The following is an 18,341-nucleotide window of genomic DNA, read 5'->3' on the forward strand; positions in this document are numbered from 1 at the left end:
ATGGCAATGCACCGATCAGGTCCGGGCACCGCCTTTGAGCCGATAGCGATCAAGCGCTACGGCAATGATGATGACTAGACCCTTGATGATGAATTGCCAGATATCTGACACGCCGACCAGGATTAGCCCATTCGAAAGCACGGCGATGATCAGCGCACCGATCAACGTTCCCCAGATCGAGCCGACGCCGCCGACCAGGCTGGTGCCGCCTAGGATGACGGCTGCAATGGCATCGAGTTCATACGCCTGTCCGAGTTGAAGGCCATTGGCGGCGTATAAGCGTGCCGTCGACATCACCCCACCCAGACCCGCGAGCAATCCGGAAACGCCGTAGACGAAGAGCAATACCAAGCTGACCTTGATGCCGGTCAATCGCGCCGCCTCATGGTTGCCGCCAATGGCATAGATCCAGGTGCCCAGCACCGTGGCGCGGAGGATGAACCAGGAAAACAGCACGACGGCCAAGGCGATGATGATCAGCCAGGGGATTCCCATCAGACTCTCGTTACCGATGAAGGCGAAGGGCAGATCGGGATTGAATATCGTCGTGTCGTCGCCGAGTAGTCGCGCCAACCCGCGCACGGCAGTCAACGAGCCCAGCGTCACGATGAAAGGGGGTAGCCTGAGGAAAGCGATGAGGACCCCGTTGACCAAGCCCAGAACCAGCCCCACCAGGAGTCCGATGGGGATGCCCAGCATGCCGAGCCCCGGCCACAGCGACACCTCGACCGCTGCTATTGCCGATGCCGCCAGCACCGAGCCTACCGAGAGATCGATACCGCCGGTGAGAATGACGAAGGTCACGCCTGCCGCCAGGACGATATTGATCGAGGCCTGTTGCATGACGATGGATATGTTGTTGAAGCTGAGGAACTTGCCCGTCATCAGCTCGAAGGCAATTGCCAGAAGAATCAATACCGGCAGCATGCCCAGTGCCATCACTACCGATTTCATTTGCGCCATGCGTTGGGCTGGGTTGCGAGTCGTTGTTGTCTCGTTCATGCCAAGCTCTCCTTGTTGTGACTGGCGTCTTCTGAGGCGTTGGATTGCGGAAAGCTTCCGGTGGAAAAGGCCATCAATTCTTCTTGTTGTATCGGTCGCTCAGGGGTGGCGACCACTTCGCCAGCGATTTCACCGCTATGCATGACCAGGCAACGGTCGGCAACACCGATGATTTCAGGCAATTCGCTCGAGACAACGATGATCGCCAGTCCCTGTTTTGCCAGATCGTCGATCAAGCGATAGATCTCGGACTTGGCGCCGACATCGACGCCACGTGTTGGTTCGTCGAGCATGAGCACCCGCGGTTTGGCTTCAAGCAGGCGCGCGAGCAACACTTTCTGCTGGTTGCCTCCTGATAACGCGCCTACAGCCTGGCGCGAGGAGGGCGTGCGGATGCCGAGGTGATGAATGGCTTGTTTAGCGCGCTTGGCGGCGGCGGAGAAGTGGCGGATGCCGCCAGGACGAGCGTCCTGTTCGGCCACCGCCATATTCACGTTGTCGACAATGCTCATGTCGAGGAACAGTCCTAGTCCCTTGCGGTCTTCGGTGAGATAGACAATTCCCTGCTTCAGCGCATCGCGTGGCGAGCTTGGGGTAACCGCTTTGCCGTCGAGATAAACCGTGCCACGGCTTGCCGGGTCGGCCCCGTAGATCAGGCGTAAAAGCTCGGTACGCCCCGATCCGACCAAGCCCGCCACGCCGAGAACTTCGCCCTTGTGGACCACGAAGGAGCAACCCTTGATTACCTTGTCGTCCGCCAGATCCTCCACACGCAGAGCGACTTCGCGATCCTCCTCATAGGCTTGATGCGCTTTCTTGTAGAAGGAGGAGATGTCGCGTCCCACCATCATCGTTACCAACCGTTTGGCGTCCAGCTCATCGCGTTCGAGCGTGCCGACGTAGGTGCCATCGCGAAGCACCGAGCAACGATCGGAGAGGCGGTAAACTTCATCCATTCGATGGGAGATATAGAGGATCGCGATGTCTTCACGCTTGAGCCCTTCGATCACCTTGAAGAGGTGCTCGGTCTCTCGGCTGGATAAAGAGGTAGTAGGCTCATCCATGACGATGATGCGCGCCTGGGTGGAGAGCGCCCTGGCGATCTCCACTAACTGACGTTCGCCTAACGACAAGCGCCCCACCAGGGTGTCGGACCTGAAGGTGACCCCCAGTCGATCGAGGATCGGCTGGGACTGAGTGCGCATGGCATGACGGTCGACGACGCCGCGGTGAGACTTTTCTGCGCCGAGGAAGATGTTCTGCGCCACAGTCAGGTTGGGGGCGAGAGACAATTCCTGATAAATGACGGCAATACCGAGCGACTTGGACAGTCGGGTGTCGCCGGTACGCATGGGTGTCCCGGCAATACGTATCTCTCCACCGGGGTCGGGCGATAGTGCTCCGGACAGAATCTTCATCAAGGTGGACTTGCCGGCACCATTCTCACCCATCAGAGCGTGCACTTCCCCACACCAGGCGGTCAGTGACACGTCGTGTAATGCCTTGATCTCGCCAAACGTCTTGGAGATGGCGGTCATCGTGAGAATCGGATCAGTATTATTGTTCATCCAGGCCTCCCGAAGTATCGGCGATCGTATAGCGGACACCTTGGCTTTCCAGCATCTTGGCCTCGTTGTCGCCAAGCCCGTCGTCCGTTACCAGATGCGCCACGCGCCGCAATGGCAATGCCACCAGCGGAGGCGTTTCCTTGAACTTGCGACTGTCGACGAGCAATACGACTTCGTTGACGCGTTCGGCGAAATGCTGAACGAAGTGCACGAGCAATGGGTGGGATTCGAGTATGCCTTGAGTGCTTACCCCGAGAGCGCCGATGAAAAACTGCGAGGCGAAAAAGGTCTGATTATCACCGGCAGGATCGTAGAGGATTCCTGGCTCTCGATGCAGATCACCGCCGCCGACGGTCAACTGGCAGCGCCCGAACTCCGATAGATAGGCGGCCAGTGGCATCGAATGGGTCAATACTCGTACGTTCCAGTCGGCGATGTGTACGCCAAAGTGAAAACAGGTAGAACCGGCGTGGACGACGATCAAGCTGCCTTCCCGTACGAGTTTGCCGGCCTCGCGGGCAATCGCTCGCTTGACGTCGACGACGATGTCGCGATTGTCCGAGAAGGGCAGGGCGATGGAACGCCGCTGATGCGCCGACTCGACGGCAGCGATGCCGCCATAGACTTTCTGGGCACGTCCTGCCTCGTCGAGTTTATCGATATCCCGCCGTACGGTGGCAGCGGAAACTCCCAGCATGCGAGACAGTTCCTTCACCGACATGAAGGGACGTTCCTGCAGGAGTTGTTCAGTCTTGGCGTGGCGCGCAATCTCGCTCATTGATCGGGCTCATGTGCGTTATTTAATGCATTCTGTGATTTAGTATAATCACGAATCCAAAAAATACCCCTGATAATGAGCGTTTTTACGCACTACTTTGGTAGTAATGATTGCATGCGTGCAAAAAAGCGGTGCCTGGCTTGTTATCTGCACTTAGTGGGTTGCCATACGTTGGCTGTGGTTTGCTCGGCCTCTTACTTGTCCTGTGCCAAATGCGGATCCGGAGTATCTTCGTCGAGCCAGGTGCCGCATTTACGGCAATACTTTGCGTCGCGCTCGTGTCCTTCGTGGCCGCAGCCGGGGCAGGCTTCTTCGGAGTAGCGTTCTGCCTGGATCGAGCGGATCACCTCCGCCGAGAAGACGCCGGTGGGCACGGCGATGATCGAGTACCCCAGGATCATCATGCACGCCGAGATGAACTGGCCGAGCGGAGTGATCGGGGCGATGTCGCCGTAGCCCACCGTCGTCAGCGTGACGACGCCCCAGTACATGGCCCGCGGCATGCTGGTGAACCCGGCTTCGGGCGGCTCGATCATGTAGATCAGGGCGCCGAAGACGGTGACGACCAGCAGTACCGTGAACAGAAACAGCATGATCTTGCGGTAACTGCGCGAGAGCGCCTGCGTCAGCATGCGGCCTTCACCGACGAATGCCATCAAGCGCAGGACACGGAAGACGCGTAGTGCACGCAGCACGCGCACCACCAGCAGCGACTGGGCGCCGGGTATCAGCAGGCTGAGCCAGGTAGGCAGGATGGAGAGCAGGTCGACGATGCCATAGAAACTCTTCAGATAGCGCAGCGGGCGTTCCAGGCAATAAAGCCGTACCGCCAGCTCCAACGTGAAGAGTAGCGTGAAGCCCCATTCAAGCAGGTAAAACGCCTCGCCGTAGCGGGCGTGAAGGCTCGGCACGCTGTCCACGAACACCACCGCTACGCTGATTAGAATCAGCGTGATGAGGACGATGTCGAAGATCTTCGCGGCCTTTGTGTCGGACTCGAAGATGATGTGGAACAGCGTCTTGCGTAGGCCGCTGTCGGCGGGTTCGAAAGGCAGCGTCAAGGGACGGTCTCCTGCGTTACGTCAGGCGGTGGCGTAGTACCAGGCGGCGAGCCAGTCGCGGCTCATCTCGGGCGTGAGCCAGGTATCGGGGCGCGCGTCGTCGGCGTGACGCAAGGCGCTCGCCAAGCGTTGGGCGGCATCGCCGCCGAGCGCCTCTAGATGGCAGTTGGCCTGATGACGATAGTCCGCATGCCCCGTGTCCTGCCAGGCATCCAGCGCCTCGAGCGCCGCGTTCCAGTGGCTCTGGGCGTCTTCGGCATTGTCGGGAAGTGTCCAGCCGTCATGCAGGGCGGCGCCGCGCTGGGCCTTGCTGGCGTTGGCGGGGCGTAGTGCCACGCCGTCGGCGAGAGAGGCGGCCAGTTGCCACAGCGCATCGGCGCTGCCTTCCTTGAGCTCGAGTTCCAGTTCGCGGATCGCGACCTGTCGCTCGCCGGCCTGAATGGTGCCGATATCGAGTGCCACCTCGATGGTGGCGTCCGCTTCGGTGACCTCCCAGCGCTCGCGGGTGAAGTCGGTGGTGAAACGCGGGGCGAGTTGGGCGAGATCCGTTTCGTCGATGGTGTCCGGTGCATGCTGGCGGATGCCGTCGATATCGAGGGCGTCGCCATCGATCGGCCACTCCCATTCACCGCGTGCGTGCAGGCCGCCCTGGCCGCTGCCTGCCGTCTTGAGCGTTTGCAGGTAGCCGTCGGGCGTGCGGCGAATGCGCAAGGCGATACGCGCGCGCTCCAGAGCGCGCCCTGGCGTGTCGTAGTAGGTGTTGGCGAGCCACGCACGCTGCGGGCTGTGGTTCGCGAGTCGCGGATGCTGGCGCAGCGCATGCGGGCCGCTAGCGCCGAGGGCGAGCTTGAGTTCGATTTCCTGAGCCATGCCTGACCTTGTGTGTTGATGACAAGATGATGAATTTTCCATGACGAGAAGGGGTGCAGTCACTATACTGACGCCGCCATTCCCAACGCATCGAATCTGACATTATGGTGACTTCCAATCCGTTTTCGGCATTGTTCGGGCGCTCGCCTTTTGAGCCCTTGCTCGCGCATATCGTCAAGACAAGCGAATGCGCCGAGCGACTGCTGCCGTTTTTCGATGCCACGCAGGCGGGCAACTGGGACGACGCCGCCACGCATCGAGAAGCGATCACCGAGCTCGAGCATGAAGCCGATACCCTCAAGACCGAACTGCGTCTTAACCTTCCCAACAGCATGTTCCTGCCGGTCTCGCGTTCCGACCTGCTTGAGTTGATCAGCGTACAGGATAAGATCGCCAACAAGGCGCGCGATATTACCGGCATCATGCTGGGCCGCCAGATGCAGGTGCCGGAGTCGCTGGCACCCTCGATGCGCGCCTATCTCGAAACCGCGATCGCCACCGTGGGCCAGGCGCGCAAAGCGCTCGAAGAGCTCCAGGAGCTTCTCGATTCCGGCTTCGGGCGTAATGTCGGCGATCTCATGCAGGACTTTATCCGCGAGCTTCATAACCTCGAGCATCAGGCCGACGACCAACAGGTGCTTATTCGTCGCCAGCTCTTCCAGCTGGAGGCCGAGTTGCCGCCGGTCGATGTAATCTTCCTTTATAAGATCATCGAATGGATCGGTGAATTGTCCGATCGCGCCGAACGCGTCGGCAGTCGTCTCCAAATTCTCACGGCCCGCTGAAAACGCGGGCCGTGTGATTTTCCGTCTCACGCCAGCCAGATAGAACTTGCCTATGTCCATCATTGCGCAGTACGGCGATGTCTTCATCATTCTCGCCTGCATTTTCGGTTTTTTTATGGCCTGGGGGGTAGGGGCCAACGATGTGGCCAATGCCATGGGGACCTCCGTGGGCTCCAAGGCCATTACCATCCGTCAGGCGATTCTCATCGCCGTGGTATTCGAATTTCTCGGCGCGTGGCTGGCCGGGGGGCAGGTCACCGACACCATCCGCAAGGGCATCATTGACCCGAGCTTGCTGTCCGATGACCCGCAGTTGCTGGTCTACGGCATGCTGGCGTCGTTGCTGGCGGCGGGCGTGTGGCTTTTCATCGCCTCCATGCGTGGCTGGCCGGTGTCCACCACGCATTCCATTGTCGGCGCCATCGTGGGTTTCGCCATCGCCGGGTTGGGCGTCGACTCCGTCGGCTGGCCCAAGGTCGGTCAGATCGCGGCGAGCTGGGTGGTGTCGCCCTTGCTGGCGGGGTCGATCGCCTTCGCGTTGTTCAAGTCGGTGCAGTTTCTGATCTTCGAGAACCACGACCCCTTCGCCGCGGCCAAGCGCTACGTGCCCGGTTATATCTTCATGGTCGGCTTCATCGTGGCGATGGTTACCCTTGTCAAGGGGCTTTCCCATGTGGGGTTGGAATTTAGTTTTGGCCAGAGTCTATTGATCGCGATCGCCATCGGTATCGTGGTGATGGTCATCGGCATCCTGATGGAAAATCGCGTCGATCGCATCAAACGCAAGCGTGGCGGCTCGGCGTTCGATTTCAACAGTGTCGAACGCGTATTCGGCGTGCTGATGATGTTCACCGCCTGCGCCATGGCATTCGCGCATGGTTCCAACGATGTCGCCAACGCCGTGGGGCCGCTGGCGGCGGTCATCAGCGTCGTCGAGTCCAGCGGCGATGTCGGCGGTGCTGCCGCATTGCCGTGGTGGGTGCTGGTGCTGGGGGGCGGCGGTATCGTCGTCGGCTTGATCACCTATGGCCATCGGGTCATCGCCACGGTAGGCACGGGAATCACCGAGCTGACGCCGAGTCGCGGGTTCGCGGCGACCCTAGCGGCGGCGACCACCGTGGTATTGGCCTCGGGAACCGGCCTGCCGGTCTCCACTACGCACACGCTGGTCGGGGCGGTCCTCGGGGTCGGTCTGGCCCGCGGGATCACCGCGCTCAACCTGCGCGTACTGGGCACCATCGTGCTGTCCTGGGTGATTACCCTGCCGGCCGGGGCGTTGCTGTCGATCATGTTCTTCTTCATGTTCAAGGGCTTTTTCGGCTGACGAGCGACGGGCCACGAGCTGCGAGCTGCGAGCTAAAATACGCCTGAAGCCTGAAGCGGCGGTGCCACGAGAGTGGTGCCGCCGTTTTCGTCGCTCTGTTATAGTCAGGATTTCCCGTTCACCTGCTGCCGGAGTGCGGCCTTGGATACTCGTTTCCCCTTCGCCGATTGGTTTCGTAATTCGTCTCCGTATATCAATGCGCATCGCGGACGTACCTTCGTGGTGCTCATCGAAGGCGAGGCATTGGCGTCTGAGCGATGGGAGCCGCTGCTTCAGGACCTGGCGCTGCTGCATACCCTGGGCGTGCGCCTGGTGATGGTCTTCGGCATTCGCCCACAGGTGGGCGAGGCGCTGAGCGAGTCGGGGATCGAGCCGCGCCGGATCGAGGGGCGTTGGGTGGCCGACGAGGCGATCATGCGCCATGTCGAACGCATCGCCGCCGAACTGCGCCTCAAGATTGAGGCACGCCTCTCGCTGGGGTTGCCTAACACCCCGCTGCATGGCGTCGAGCTGACGGTGGTCTCCGGCAATCTGGTGACCGCCAAGCCGCTGGGCGTGCGCGATGGCGTCGACTTCCATCACAGCGGCGAGGTGCGCCGAGTGCGCAGCGATGCTATCGCCGGACTGCTGAGCCAGGAAGCGCTGGTCGTGGTGCCGCCGTTGGGCTACTCGAGCACCGGCGAGGTGTTCGATCTCGACGCGGCCGACGTCGCCCAGCACGTCGCCATGGGGCTTCGCGCCGACAAGTTGATTCTGCTTGGCGACGCGGTGGGGCTGCACGATGCCAGTGGCATGTTGCAGCGCCAGCTCACGCCGCTGGAAGCCGAGCCGTTGTGTCGCCAGGCAGCGCCAGGCAGCGAGCTGGCGCGGCATCTAGGCGCGGCGTGTGAAGCGGCGCGCCATGGCGTGGCGCGCACTCACCTGCTGAGCTGGCACGATCACGATGCCCTGCTCGGCGAGCTGTTCACCCGCGATGGGGTGGGCACCATGATCACCCAGCATCGTTACGAGCAATTGCGCCGTGCGACGCTGGAAGACGTGGGCGGCCTGCTCGAATTGCTGCGCCCGTTGGAGGAGCGCGGCATGCTCGTGGCGCGCTCGCGGGAGCGGCTCGAACATCAGATTGACGACTATTGGGTGATCGAGCGCGACGGCATGATCATCGGTTGCAGTGCCATGCATGCCTATCCCGAGGCAGGCATGGGCGAATTGGCCTGCGTCGCCGTGCACGGCGATTATCGCGGCGGTGCGCGTGGTGACCTGTTGCTGGCCGAGGTCGAGCGTGAATCCCGCCGTCGCAGCTACAGCGCCTTGTTTGCCCTCACCACCCACACCACCCACTGGTTCCTCGAGCGCGGCTTTCGACTCGACGGCTTGGAGGCGTTGCCGCACCTGCGGCGCGACTCCTATAACCATGCCCGCCAATCCAAGGTGTTGCTCAAACCCCTCGGTTGAGCGCCTGCCCTGTGCCGCCGCTCAGCGTCGAGGCGGCACCGAGGCTCGCCTGTCCGGCGGCATGCCGTGTCGCTTTCATCTGATGGGGTGTCTCCAAAAAGAGACGTAATAAGTTACTGTTTTTATTGATATTAATTTATACCGGCGAAATGGCGTTGTCAGATGGCGACGTTATCGGCGTCGAAACTCCCTCGATTCTCGATGTAATAGCTTGCCGTGCGGTTTTGGCCTACTGGTTATGTTTTTAACTTCATGTTTTTAAATGACTTTTAAAAAAGTGGCACGGCTATCGCAATATATAGGGTGAGCAACGGGAAACGGTTCAATACGGCTCGAGCCGTTTCTCGATCGATCAAGCCAGGGCGTTTCGATCACAACCCTGTGCTTAATGTCCCGGCTAGATCGATCAGCGTTTGCTCCACGCGATGTGTGACTTAGGTTGCGATGAGACGGGTACCGCCTACGGGCACGGAATGGTACCAAAAGGGCAAGGATGCCCAGGCAAGGATGCCACCCCTTCGGGGGCCAAATTCGCCGCGCTGCTTTTGGCGACGCGGCAAACGAAACGAAGTGGCGGCTGTGCCGTCAACATGAGGGCCTTTTCCTGGCAATGTATGGACCTCATGGCTTCGTGGGCTTTCGAGCCCCTCGATCACTCTCGAGAATTCAGCCAGGTGGATGTTTGAGAGTGTTCATTTGACCCTTCAGTTCCCTGCGTACCTTGGGCCGGTCTTTCCGGCCCATTTTTTTGCGCGTCTTGTGGGCCGCCGTGGCGTGCCTAGGGGATGCATCGGGTGTTCATGGTCTTGATGGGACTTCCTCCTCGCTTTCGATCGGTGCGGCGATGCGAAAACCGGCATGTGAATGCAACTCTGTTATTCTGTGCGGGTAAGATGACATGGCATCCACCCTCTTTCTGCATAGAATCGCGCTCATGACCACTCAGGTCTCTCGCCGTTGGCGTCCCCGTTCGTTACTGCAGTTGGTAATGCTCGCCTTTGTGATGGTGATGCTGCCAATTGCCGTGCTCATGTTTCAGGCTGGCCAGGCCCTCTCCGAGCTCTCGTCGCTGGCCGATGTCAGCGCGCGCCAAGCGGTGGAGCAAACTCGCCGTGCCCGCACCTTGAGCAATCTAGCATTGGAAATGGAGCGCAGCGCGCGTCAGTACGCGGTGCTCGAGCAGGAAGGGTTGCTCAGCATCTACACCGAGAAAGCCAAGCGCTACGCTGAGCTGCTCGACGAGCATGCCCCCTTGCTGCCCGACGATCCCGATATCCCGCGTCTGCGTGAGCAACTCAGCGAGCTCGAGGCATTGCCGGACACGCCCATCGATGAGTTCCGCGAGCAGTTGGCGGCGTTCGGCGACTTCTCCCAACGGACCGATAATGTGCGCCATGCCACTAACCGGCTGATCGACGAACGTATCGAGAACATTCGCGAGCGTGCCAGCACCGTACGTGGGCAGCTGTGGATGCAGACCGCCGCGCTGGTCTCGGTCAGCCTGGGGCTGATGCTGATCTTCACCTGGCTGATCATCCGCCCCATTCGCCAGCTCGAGCGGCGGATCTTCAGCCTGGGCAGCGGTATGGAGCCGGCCTCGCCGCAGCATATCCAGGGGCCGGCAGAGCTGGTGAGTCTCGGCGAGCGGCTGACCTGGCTATCCGGGCGTCTTACCGAACTCGAGGCGCAGAAGCAGCAGTTTTTGCGCCATATGTCCCACGAGCTGAAGACGCCGCTAGCCAGCGTGCGCGAGGGCACGGCACTGCTTTCCGACGGCGTGGTCGGCGAACTCAGCGAGCGTCAGCGGGAAATCGTCGGTTTGATCGATGTCAGTGGTCAGGAACTCCAGGCCCTGATCGAGCAACTGCTCGACTATAATCTGTTGCAGCACAGTCGGGGACTCAAGGTGACGCGTTTTGATCTAGTCACGGTGATCCAGGAAGTGCTCGCCAAGCATCGTTTGGCGCTCGACAAGAAGGGCATGCACGTCGACTGGCCCCGGCACACGCCGTTGCCCTGGCAGGCCGACCGCGAGCGTACCGCCAGCGTTCTCGACAACCTGATTTCCAATGCCATCGCCTACGGTGAGAATGGCGGCCAACTGGCGCTGCGTGCCCAGCAATATGCGTCATGGCTGGTGATCGACGTCGCCAACACCGGCGAGCCCATCGATGAAAACGACCGCGCGCGTCTATTCGAGGCGTTCTATCAGGGCCGCATGCGGCGCCAGGGTGCCCTCAAGGGGTCGGGCATCGGCTTGTCGGTGGCCGCTGATTGCGCCAAGGTTCAAAATGGACGCTTGGAGTTGGTCGAGGATGACACCTTTCCGGTCTGCTTCCGACTGACACTGCCTGAGGTGACGCCGCCGGAGGAAGGAACCGATGGCGACGACGCTTCCATAACGACGCCGACCACTATGACGCCGGCGCTAAACGCAAGGAACGACACATGAACATTCGGATGCTGCTGGCAGCGTTATGCGCTGGCTCGCTGTTGACCGGGTGCCAGTGGATGACGCAAGAGACGTCTGCACCGGCGGCCCCGGTCACTTCCTGCAATGACGACATCCCCAAGCTGGCCGACAACGTTTGCCTGGTGGATGACTGGATTGCCTTCGGACTCGCCTCGCAGCGCGGTGACAGCGAGTGGCGAGGCTCCATGCTGACGCGCCTCCGGGGCGACATGCCGCACCTCAAGCTGGCCCGTGCCACAGTACTGGCATGGGGCGATCGCGACGGCTGGGAACAGGCGTCCGAGCTTTACAAAGCCGATATCTCGGCGGCGCCGAGCCGCTTGCAGCCACTGCTGCGGCAATGGCTCAACGAGCTCGAGGCACGCCGCGATTTGGCCAGCGATCTCGCCAAGAGCGAATCGCGCCGCCAGGCGTTGGGACGCGAGCGCGATGACCTCGCCGAGAAACTCGACGCCCTGACGGCCATCGAACAGAGCATCAACTCGCGCCATGAGCAATCGCCATGACAGCGCGACGGTTACCAAGGAGAGATTCGTGAAGCACGCCGCCGCCCATCTTCTGCTGGTCGATGACGACCCCAGCCTCCTCAAGCTTTTGGGCATGCGCCTGGAAAGCCGAGGTTACCGTGTGACCACCGCCGAAAGTGGGCGACAAGCGTTGGAGTGTCTCACCGAGGACCGCCCCGACCTGGTGCTTTCCGACTTGCGCATGGATGAAATGGACGGCATGGCGCTGTTTCGTGAATTGCAGCGCCGCGCGCCGGGCATGCCGGTGATCATTCTGACCGCGCATGGCTCGATCCCCGATGCGGTGAGCGCCACGCGCCAGGGCGTGTTCAGCTTTCTCACCAAGCCGGTGGATCGCGACGAGCTGTTCGCCGCCATCGAGGAAGCCCTGTCGCAGACGCCGGGCACGCATGGCGCCGGCGACGATGCCTGGCGCGCCGAGATTATCACCCGCAGCCCGCAGATGGAGCGCATTCTCGAGCAAGCGCGCATGGTAGCGGCGTCCGATGTCAGCGTGCTGATCACCGGCGCTTCCGGCTCAGGCAAGGAACTGCTTGCCAACGCCATCCACCAGGCCAGTGGCCGCGCCGATAAACCCTTCGTGGCGATCAACTGCGGCGCATTGCCCGAGCAATTGCTGGAAAGCGAGCTGTTCGGCCACGCCAAGGGCGCCTTTACCGGCGCAGTCAGCCAGCATGAAGGGCTGTTTCTCGCCGCCGATGGCGGCAGCCTGTTCCTCGACGAGATCGGCGACATGCCGCTGACCTTGCAGGTCAAGCTGCTGCGTGCGCTGCAGGAACGTCAGATTCGTCCGCTGGGCTCGACCACCTCGGTGCCCATCGACGTGCGTATCATTTCCGCTACGCACCGCGATCTCGACCGTGCCATGCACGAGGGTGACTTCCGCGAGGATCTCTACTACCGCCTCAACGTCGTCAACCTCAAGTTGCCAGCACTCAAGGAACGCGCCGAAGACGTGCCGCTACTGGCCAAGTACCTGGTGGGGCAAGCCGCCGAGCGCCACAAGCCCTTCGTCAAGGGCTTCTCGTCGGAGGCGCTCAACCTGCTGGCCTCCAGCGCCTGGCCGGGCAACGTGCGCCAACTGGTCAACGTCGTCGAACAGTGCGTGGCGCTGACCAGCTCGCCGATCATTCCCGAGGCGCTGGTGGCGCAAGCGCTGGCGGCCGAGGAAAACGCTTTGCCGTCGTTCAACGAGGCACGCGCGGGCTTCGAGCGCAGCTATCTCGTCAAGGTGCTCAAGATCACCGAAGGCAACGTCACCCAGGCCGCGCGCATCGCCGGGCGTAACCGTACCGACTTCTACAAGCTGCTGGCGCGCCACGACCTGGAACCCAGCAGTTTCAAGCCCAGCACCCAACCGCAAGCAGCGCAGAACGACGATACTCAGCCGCGCCGCGTGCAGCGTTGAGGCGCGTGTTCAGCGCTTGAAACGCCGCTTTACTTCGAGTTTCAAGCGCCCCTCACCGAGTCGCGCGGTGAGGGCCTGGCCGGGTTGGGTATCGTGAGCGCTGCGTACGACATGGCGCTCGTCGTCTTCGAGAATCGCATAACCGCGCCCCAATACCGCCAGCGGGCTGACGGCGTTGAGTTCGCGCGCCAGGGCTTCGAGCCGAGAGCGCGACTGATCGAGCCGGCGAGGCAGCGCGGCATGTAGCTGACGTTCCAGGGTCGTCAGGCGTTGCTGTAGCGATGCGATGGCAAGGCGTGGGTCCTGGCGCTCTACGCGGCGCGTGAGGGTGTCGTGGCGTTGATGCTCACGGTCGAGGCGTTGGCGCATGGCCAGGCGCAGGCGCGTTTCCCAGCTTTCGAGGCGTCGACGTTGCTCGGCCAGGCGCTCGCCGGGGTGGCGTAGCCGCACCCGCGTATGATCGAGACGTTGACCGTCGCGCTCCAGGCGCGCCTGCATGGCACGGGTCAGGCGGCGTTCGACGGCTTGCAATTGTGTCTGGCGCTCACGCCAGTCGGGGACCAAGTGTTCGGCGGCGGCGGAGGGCGTAGGCGCGCGTTCGTCGGCGGCGAAATCCGCCAGTGTGACATCGACTTCGTGCCCGACTGCCGACATCACCGGCAGCCGGGAATGATGGATCGCCCGCGCCAGATGCTCGTCATTGAATGCCCACAGATCCTCCAGACTGCCGCCACCGCGCGTGATCAGCAGGGCATCGACGCTGTCTTCCGGCGTCTGGGCGCGTTGATTGGCCTGGGCGATGGCGCGGATGATCGCCGGCGGTGCCTCGCGGCCTTGGACCGGCACCGGCAGGATTGTCACCTCCAGCGCCGGCCAGCGGCGGCGCAACACCGCCAGCACGTCACGAATCGCCGCCCCGGTGGGCGAGGTGATGATCGCCAGATGGCGCGGCGGATTCGGCAGCGTCTGCGCGTTAGCGAAGACACCTTCGGCAGAAAGCTTCGCCTTGAGGCGCTCGAACGCCGCCAGCAACTCACCTTCCCCCGATGCCTGCACTGCCTCGACGATCAGTTGATAATCGCCACGCGGCTCGAACACCGACACGCGTCCGCGCACCCGCAGCCGGTCGCCATCCTTGAGTGGCGCACGCATCAACCGCGCCCGGTTGCGGAAGAACGCACAACGCAACTGTGCGCGATCGTCCTTGAGCGTGAAGTAGATATGCCCCGACGCCGGCCGCGCAACGCCCGAAATCTCGCCCTCCACCCAACACTCCCCGAAGCCGCGCTCCAGCATCAGGCGGGCCTGGCGGTTGAGTTCACTGACGCTGAGGGCGGTGGGGGTGCCAGTGTCGTCCATCGCAGGCCTCGCAAAATCGGGTAAGTTTGGAAAAGAGACAGTTTAGCATTGTGGCAACGGGCAACGGGCAACGGGCAACGGGCAACGGGCAACGGGCAACGGGCAACGGGCAACGGTGGCGCCGCTATCGGGAATGAATTCCCTCCCACAAGGCCAGGCTCCCCCAAGGGCCAACTACAATGGTGTACCAGCGCTTTGCGCGGAGGTAGTTCTCAATAGCCAGCTCACCATGAGCGCCCCGACGAGTAGTGCCCCGCCGAAAAGCGGTAATGCAATCGCATGTCCGACGCTATCGATCAGCGCACCGGTGGTGACGACGGGCAGGCTGAAGCCGACATAGGCGAGCAGGAAGAACCCGGCGCTGGCGCTTGATTGCCGCTCGCCGGCGACGGCGAGGACACCGCTCAAGCCGCCCAGGTAGACGAAGCCATAGCAGGCGCTGCTGGCGGCGAGAGTGCCGATGAGTACCGCAGCCAGCACGCCATTGAGCGACCCCCAGGCGATCAGCGCATACGCCAACGGCAAGATGATCAGACCCAGTTGGGTCGAGGCATGGGGTGAAAGCTGCCGCGCCCAGGGCTGGAACAGCACGCCGCAACTGCATATACCGAAGGTGGCGAATCCCGACCAGGCGGCGAGCCCGTGCCGGGCCAGCGTCGAGGGCAGGATGGCGATGACCAGCCCGACCGTGGCCCAGGCCAGCAGGATCGCCAGTCCGAACGGGAGTGCGCCGGCCGGATAAGCCGGCAGCCGGAGCATCGCTGCCCGAGGCCGGCGCGGTGCATCGTCGGGCAGGCCGATCACCAGCAACAGGGCCAGACTCGCGGCACCCAGATACAGCCAGAGACTAGGTGGGGTCAGGCTTGGGACATACAGGACGAAGAGGCTGGTTACTGCGGCCCCGAGTCCAAAACCCAGCGAAGTGCTGCCCGTGACCCAGTTTGCCGCCACACGCTTGTCGCGGCCGTGGAACAGCTCGATCATGTAGGCGGGCGCGACGGCCGAGGTCAGTGCGGTGCCAAGGCCCATCAAGAAGCGTGCAATGCCCAGAGTGACCAGCCCCGGGGCGAGCAGTGTCAGTGACGTTGCCACCAGGCACAAGCATAGCGCGGCGAGAATCAGGGGCCGCCGGCCGAGGCGTTCCGGCAGGCCGTTCAGTGCCAGCAGGACTGGCATGATGCCTAACACGTAGCAGGCGAAGGCCACGCTAGTGGCGCCGACGCCCAACCCGTCCCGCGCGGCCAGAGCATCGTAGAGTGGCGCCTGCAGGTTGACTGCGGTCGTGATCGTGCAAAGTGCGAGCGCGAGGCGAAGGGGAGACGATCCTTTCATGCGATGGCTGCCAGTGTCGGTAGAGGGGCGCCCAGCCTGGCACCGGCACATCGGGCCGGTAAGGTACAATGCCGGCGAATAATCCATGCACTGTTCGCGATTATTGCGGAACGGTCGCTACCCGGGGGATCGCTGCGGTGAAGCTGGAAATCGATCAAGACTCGAACCTGCCGGTGGTGGCCCAGGTGACCGACGGCGTACGCGACTGGATCGCGCGGCACGGCGCGGGCAGCCGCCTGCCTTCGATCCGGCGACTGGCGCGCGATTTGGGGGTCAGCCGCAACACCGCCATCGAAGCCTATGAACGATTGGTGGCGCAGGGCTTGGTGCGCTCCAGGCCGGGGGCGGGTTTCTATGTGGCCGATAGCGCGGTGCGGGTGCTCGCCAGGGAGGATAGCGGCGCGGAAAACCTGGAAGACGTCACCGACGAAATGTGGCGCTTGTTTCAGACCCGTGAGGATAGCCTGAAGCTTGGCTGCGGGTGGCTGCCCACCGACTGGCGCGAAGGCGACGATCTGGCCCATGCCATTCGCCAGGTGACCCGGCAGGACCGCTTGAGCCTTTTCGACTACAGCACCCCGCTGGGTACGCCGGTGTTGCGCTCGCTCATCGAGGAGCGGATGCGGTTGCTGGACATCGAGGCCGATGCCAACCAGATTTTGCTGACCGGCGGCGGCAGCCATGCGCTCGACCTGCTCGTGCGGCTGATGCTCAACCCCGGCGACACGGTCTTCGTGGAATCACCGGGCTATTACAACCTGTTCGGCCTGTTGCGGCTGCAGCGGGTCAAGGTGATCGGCGTGCCACGGCTGAGTGGAGGGCCCGATGTCGAGCGGATGGAAGCCCTGCTGAAGACGCACCGGCCCAGGCTGCTTTTCACCAATAGCGTGTTCCAGAACCCGACGGGCACGACGCTGGCGCCGACCGTGGCGCATCGCGTTTTGCAACTCGCCGAGAAGCACGACTTCCGGATCGTCGAGGACGACATCTACGCGGACTTCCAGCGTGACCCCACCATTAGACTGGCGGCGCTCGATGGCCTGCGGCGGGTTATCTATCTCGGTAGCTTCTCGAAGAGCCTGTCCTGTTCGCTGCGCGTGGGGTTCATCGCCGCCGAGCCGGGCCTGATCAAGCAGCTGGTGGACGTCAAGATGCTAACCAGCATCGCCTCGTCGCGTTTTGCTGAGCAGGTGGTTACAACCATGCTGGAGAACGGCAGTTACCGAAAGCTGACCGAGCGCCTGCGCCTCAAGCTCTCGGGGCAGATGGCCTCGGCCCTCGAACTGGTCGGGGCGGCGGGCTGGGAGGTCTTCGCCGAACCGGCCGGGGGTATGTTCCTGTGGGTACGCCACCCGGCCGTGGACTCGTCCAGCCGGCTCGTCGAAAGTGGTCAGTGCGCGGGGATCAGCCTGTCGCCGGGCGATGTCTTCCTGCCTGACGGCGGGCGTTCGCCGTGGATTCGGATCAACGTGGCCTACACACGCGATCCTCGTGCGGTGCGCTTTCTTGGCAACCCAAGCATGCTATAGGCCGCCGCCATCGGGAATGCCTTTCTCCAAATACGCCTCCCACAAGGCAGGCTCCACAGGCCAGCTACAGGCAAGAACCTGTGGGAGCGAACTTGTTCGCGATGAATAGGACCCCCCACAACCACCGGCCGGTCTTCGTGCTACCGCTTTCGAAGTTGGCGCGTTCAATGTCCATTCGGCAGGCTCGCTTCATCGACAAGGTGGGTGTTACGCCCGACACGCTTGAGATCGGCCCAGGCGGCTTGGGGCGTTGCCAGCCGTAAGGGACGTCCGACATCGCGCATCCGGTCTAGCAGTTGGATAACGGGTCGTTTGGTGTGGGTGAATTCAATGGTGCCATAAGGGGTTCGATATTCTCCCTTGCGGCCTGTGGTCATGATCGTCAGTCGATCGACAGGGATTTGTGAGATCGCACCATATTCCGAGAGTGCGGACTCGAGGCTGACATAGCTGTACTCGCCACGGCGCATGGCCTTGGCGATTCGTTCGAGTAGGTCGGCATCACGGTGCCGTGACAGCTTGTAGACATACACGCCGCGACTGACTGCCTCAAGCATGCCGTGCTGACGTAACCGATTGATTCCCTCCTGCAGCGTCTTCGGGCTGTCTTCGGGAAAGATCTTGGCCAGGTCCGACTGGATAAATACATACCGATGTTGACGGTCCCAGTCGTCGAGCCGGGTTCGGGCGGTGATTTGGTCCATTAAGTCTACGCAAATGCTATTTATAAATAGTCTATGTGTATACTTACTGCGTGGCAAGTAGAGCATTGGCTTGGCTATCGGGAATGAATTCCTTCCTTCGAGGACGAGGAGGCCATCGCCCCAAGGGTGCATTGACAAACGCCCTCAACGTTGAGAGGAGGGGAAT

General features: G+C 62.1%; 15 protein-coding genes. 7 read left to right on the top strand and 8 right to left on the bottom strand.

The features are described 5' to 3' along the window. Window positions 1–15: 15 nt before the first annotated feature. From L1071_RS01150 to L1071_RS01170, 5 genes are all read right to left on the bottom strand, one after another. Window positions 16–1,002, bottom strand: coding sequence for an ABC transporter permease subunit (locus tag L1071_RS01150; RefSeq protein ID WP_246967682.1), 987 nt, complete (start codon window positions 1,000–1,002; stop codon window positions 16–18). Continuing rightward, complete coding sequence (locus L1071_RS01155) at window positions 999–2,570, bottom strand: sugar ABC transporter ATP-binding protein (protein WP_246967684.1); 1,572 nt, start codon at window positions 2,568–2,570, stop codon at window positions 999–1,001. Before L1071_RS01155 ends, L1071_RS01150 begins: the two co-directional genes overlap by 4 nt. Continuing rightward, window positions 2,560–3,348 carry a DeoR/GlpR family DNA-binding transcription regulator gene (locus L1071_RS01160; RefSeq protein ID WP_246967686.1) on the bottom strand — a complete coding sequence of 263 codons (789 nt, stop codon included), beginning with the start codon at window positions 3,346–3,348 and terminating at the stop codon, window positions 2,560–2,562. Before L1071_RS01160 ends, L1071_RS01155 begins: the two co-directional genes overlap by 11 nt. 194 nt (window positions 3,349–3,542) lie before the next feature. Continuing rightward, a complete protein-coding gene (locus L1071_RS01165; protein WP_246967688.1) occupies window positions 3,543–4,409 on the bottom strand; it encodes an ion transporter in 867 nt (288 codons plus the stop codon). A 21-nt stretch (window positions 4,410–4,430) separates the two neighbouring features. Next, a complete protein-coding gene (locus tag L1071_RS01170; RefSeq protein WP_246967690.1) occupies window positions 4,431–5,279 on the bottom strand; it encodes a CYTH domain-containing protein in 849 nt (282 codons plus the stop codon). A gap of 104 nt (window positions 5,280–5,383) precedes the next feature. On the opposite strand from L1071_RS01170, the gene L1071_RS01175 reads away from it, so the two are divergent. The 6 genes from L1071_RS01175 (at window position 5,384) to glrR (ending at window position 13,251) form a co-directional block, all read left to right on the top strand. Then, entirely contained in the window at window positions 5,384–6,064 is a 681-nt protein-coding gene (locus tag L1071_RS01175; protein WP_246900340.1) for a TIGR00153 family protein, read from the top strand. 52 nt (window positions 6,065–6,116) lie between these two features. After that, entirely contained in the window at window positions 6,117–7,388 is a 1,272-nt protein-coding gene (locus L1071_RS01180) for an inorganic phosphate transporter (RefSeq protein WP_246967692.1), read from the top strand. 141 nt (window positions 7,389–7,529) lie between these two features. Beyond that, complete coding sequence (gene argA, locus L1071_RS01185) at window positions 7,530–8,843, top strand: amino-acid N-acetyltransferase (protein WP_246967694.1); 1,314 nt, start codon at window positions 7,530–7,532, stop codon at window positions 8,841–8,843. Window positions 8,844–9,777: 934 nt separating this feature from the next. After that, window positions 9,778–11,295: a sensor histidine kinase gene (locus tag L1071_RS01190; protein ID WP_246967697.1), complete on the top strand. Its 1,518-nt coding sequence runs from the start codon at window positions 9,778–9,780 to the stop codon at window positions 11,293–11,295. Then, window positions 11,292–11,822, top strand: a complete 531-nt coding sequence (locus L1071_RS01195; RefSeq protein ID WP_246967700.1) for a hypothetical protein — start codon at window positions 11,292–11,294, stop codon at window positions 11,820–11,822. Before L1071_RS01190 ends, L1071_RS01195 begins: the two co-directional genes overlap by 4 nt. A gap of 28 nt (window positions 11,823–11,850) precedes the next feature. Further along, window positions 11,851–13,251 (top strand): two-component system response regulator GlrR, encoded by a 1,401-nt coding sequence (gene glrR / locus L1071_RS01200; protein ID WP_246967703.1) that lies wholly within the window; start codon window positions 11,851–11,853, stop codon window positions 13,249–13,251. 9 nt (window positions 13,252–13,260) lie between these two features. On the opposite strand, the gene xseA is transcribed toward glrR, so the two are convergent. Together xseA and L1071_RS01210 are read right to left on the bottom strand one after the other, a co-directional pair. Continuing rightward, window positions 13,261–14,610, bottom strand: coding sequence for an exodeoxyribonuclease VII large subunit (gene xseA / locus L1071_RS01205; protein ID WP_246967706.1), 1,350 nt, complete (start codon window positions 14,608–14,610; stop codon window positions 13,261–13,263). Window positions 14,611–14,784: 174 nt separating this feature from the next. Then, complete coding sequence (locus tag L1071_RS01210) at window positions 14,785–15,942, bottom strand: MFS transporter (protein WP_246967709.1); 1,158 nt, start codon at window positions 15,940–15,942, stop codon at window positions 14,785–14,787. Window positions 15,943–16,079: 137 nt separating this feature from the next. Between L1071_RS01210 and L1071_RS01215 the strand changes: the two genes are divergently transcribed. Further along, window positions 16,080–17,471: an aminotransferase-like domain-containing protein gene (locus L1071_RS01215; protein WP_246967712.1), complete on the top strand. Its 1,392-nt coding sequence runs from the start codon at window positions 16,080–16,082 to the stop codon at window positions 17,469–17,471. 164 nt (window positions 17,472–17,635) lie between these two features. On the opposite strand, the gene abiEi is transcribed toward L1071_RS01215, so the two are convergent. Continuing rightward, window positions 17,636–18,175, bottom strand: a complete 540-nt coding sequence (gene abiEi, locus L1071_RS01220) for a type IV toxin-antitoxin system AbiEi family antitoxin (protein WP_246967715.1) — start codon at window positions 18,173–18,175, stop codon at window positions 17,636–17,638. Window positions 18,176–18,341: the final 166 nt, after the last annotated feature.

Source organism: Chromohalobacter sarecensis (assembly GCF_023061135.1).
In the GTDB taxonomy this organism is placed as follows: domain Bacteria; phylum Pseudomonadota; class Gammaproteobacteria; order Pseudomonadales; family Halomonadaceae; genus Chromohalobacter; species Chromohalobacter sarecensis.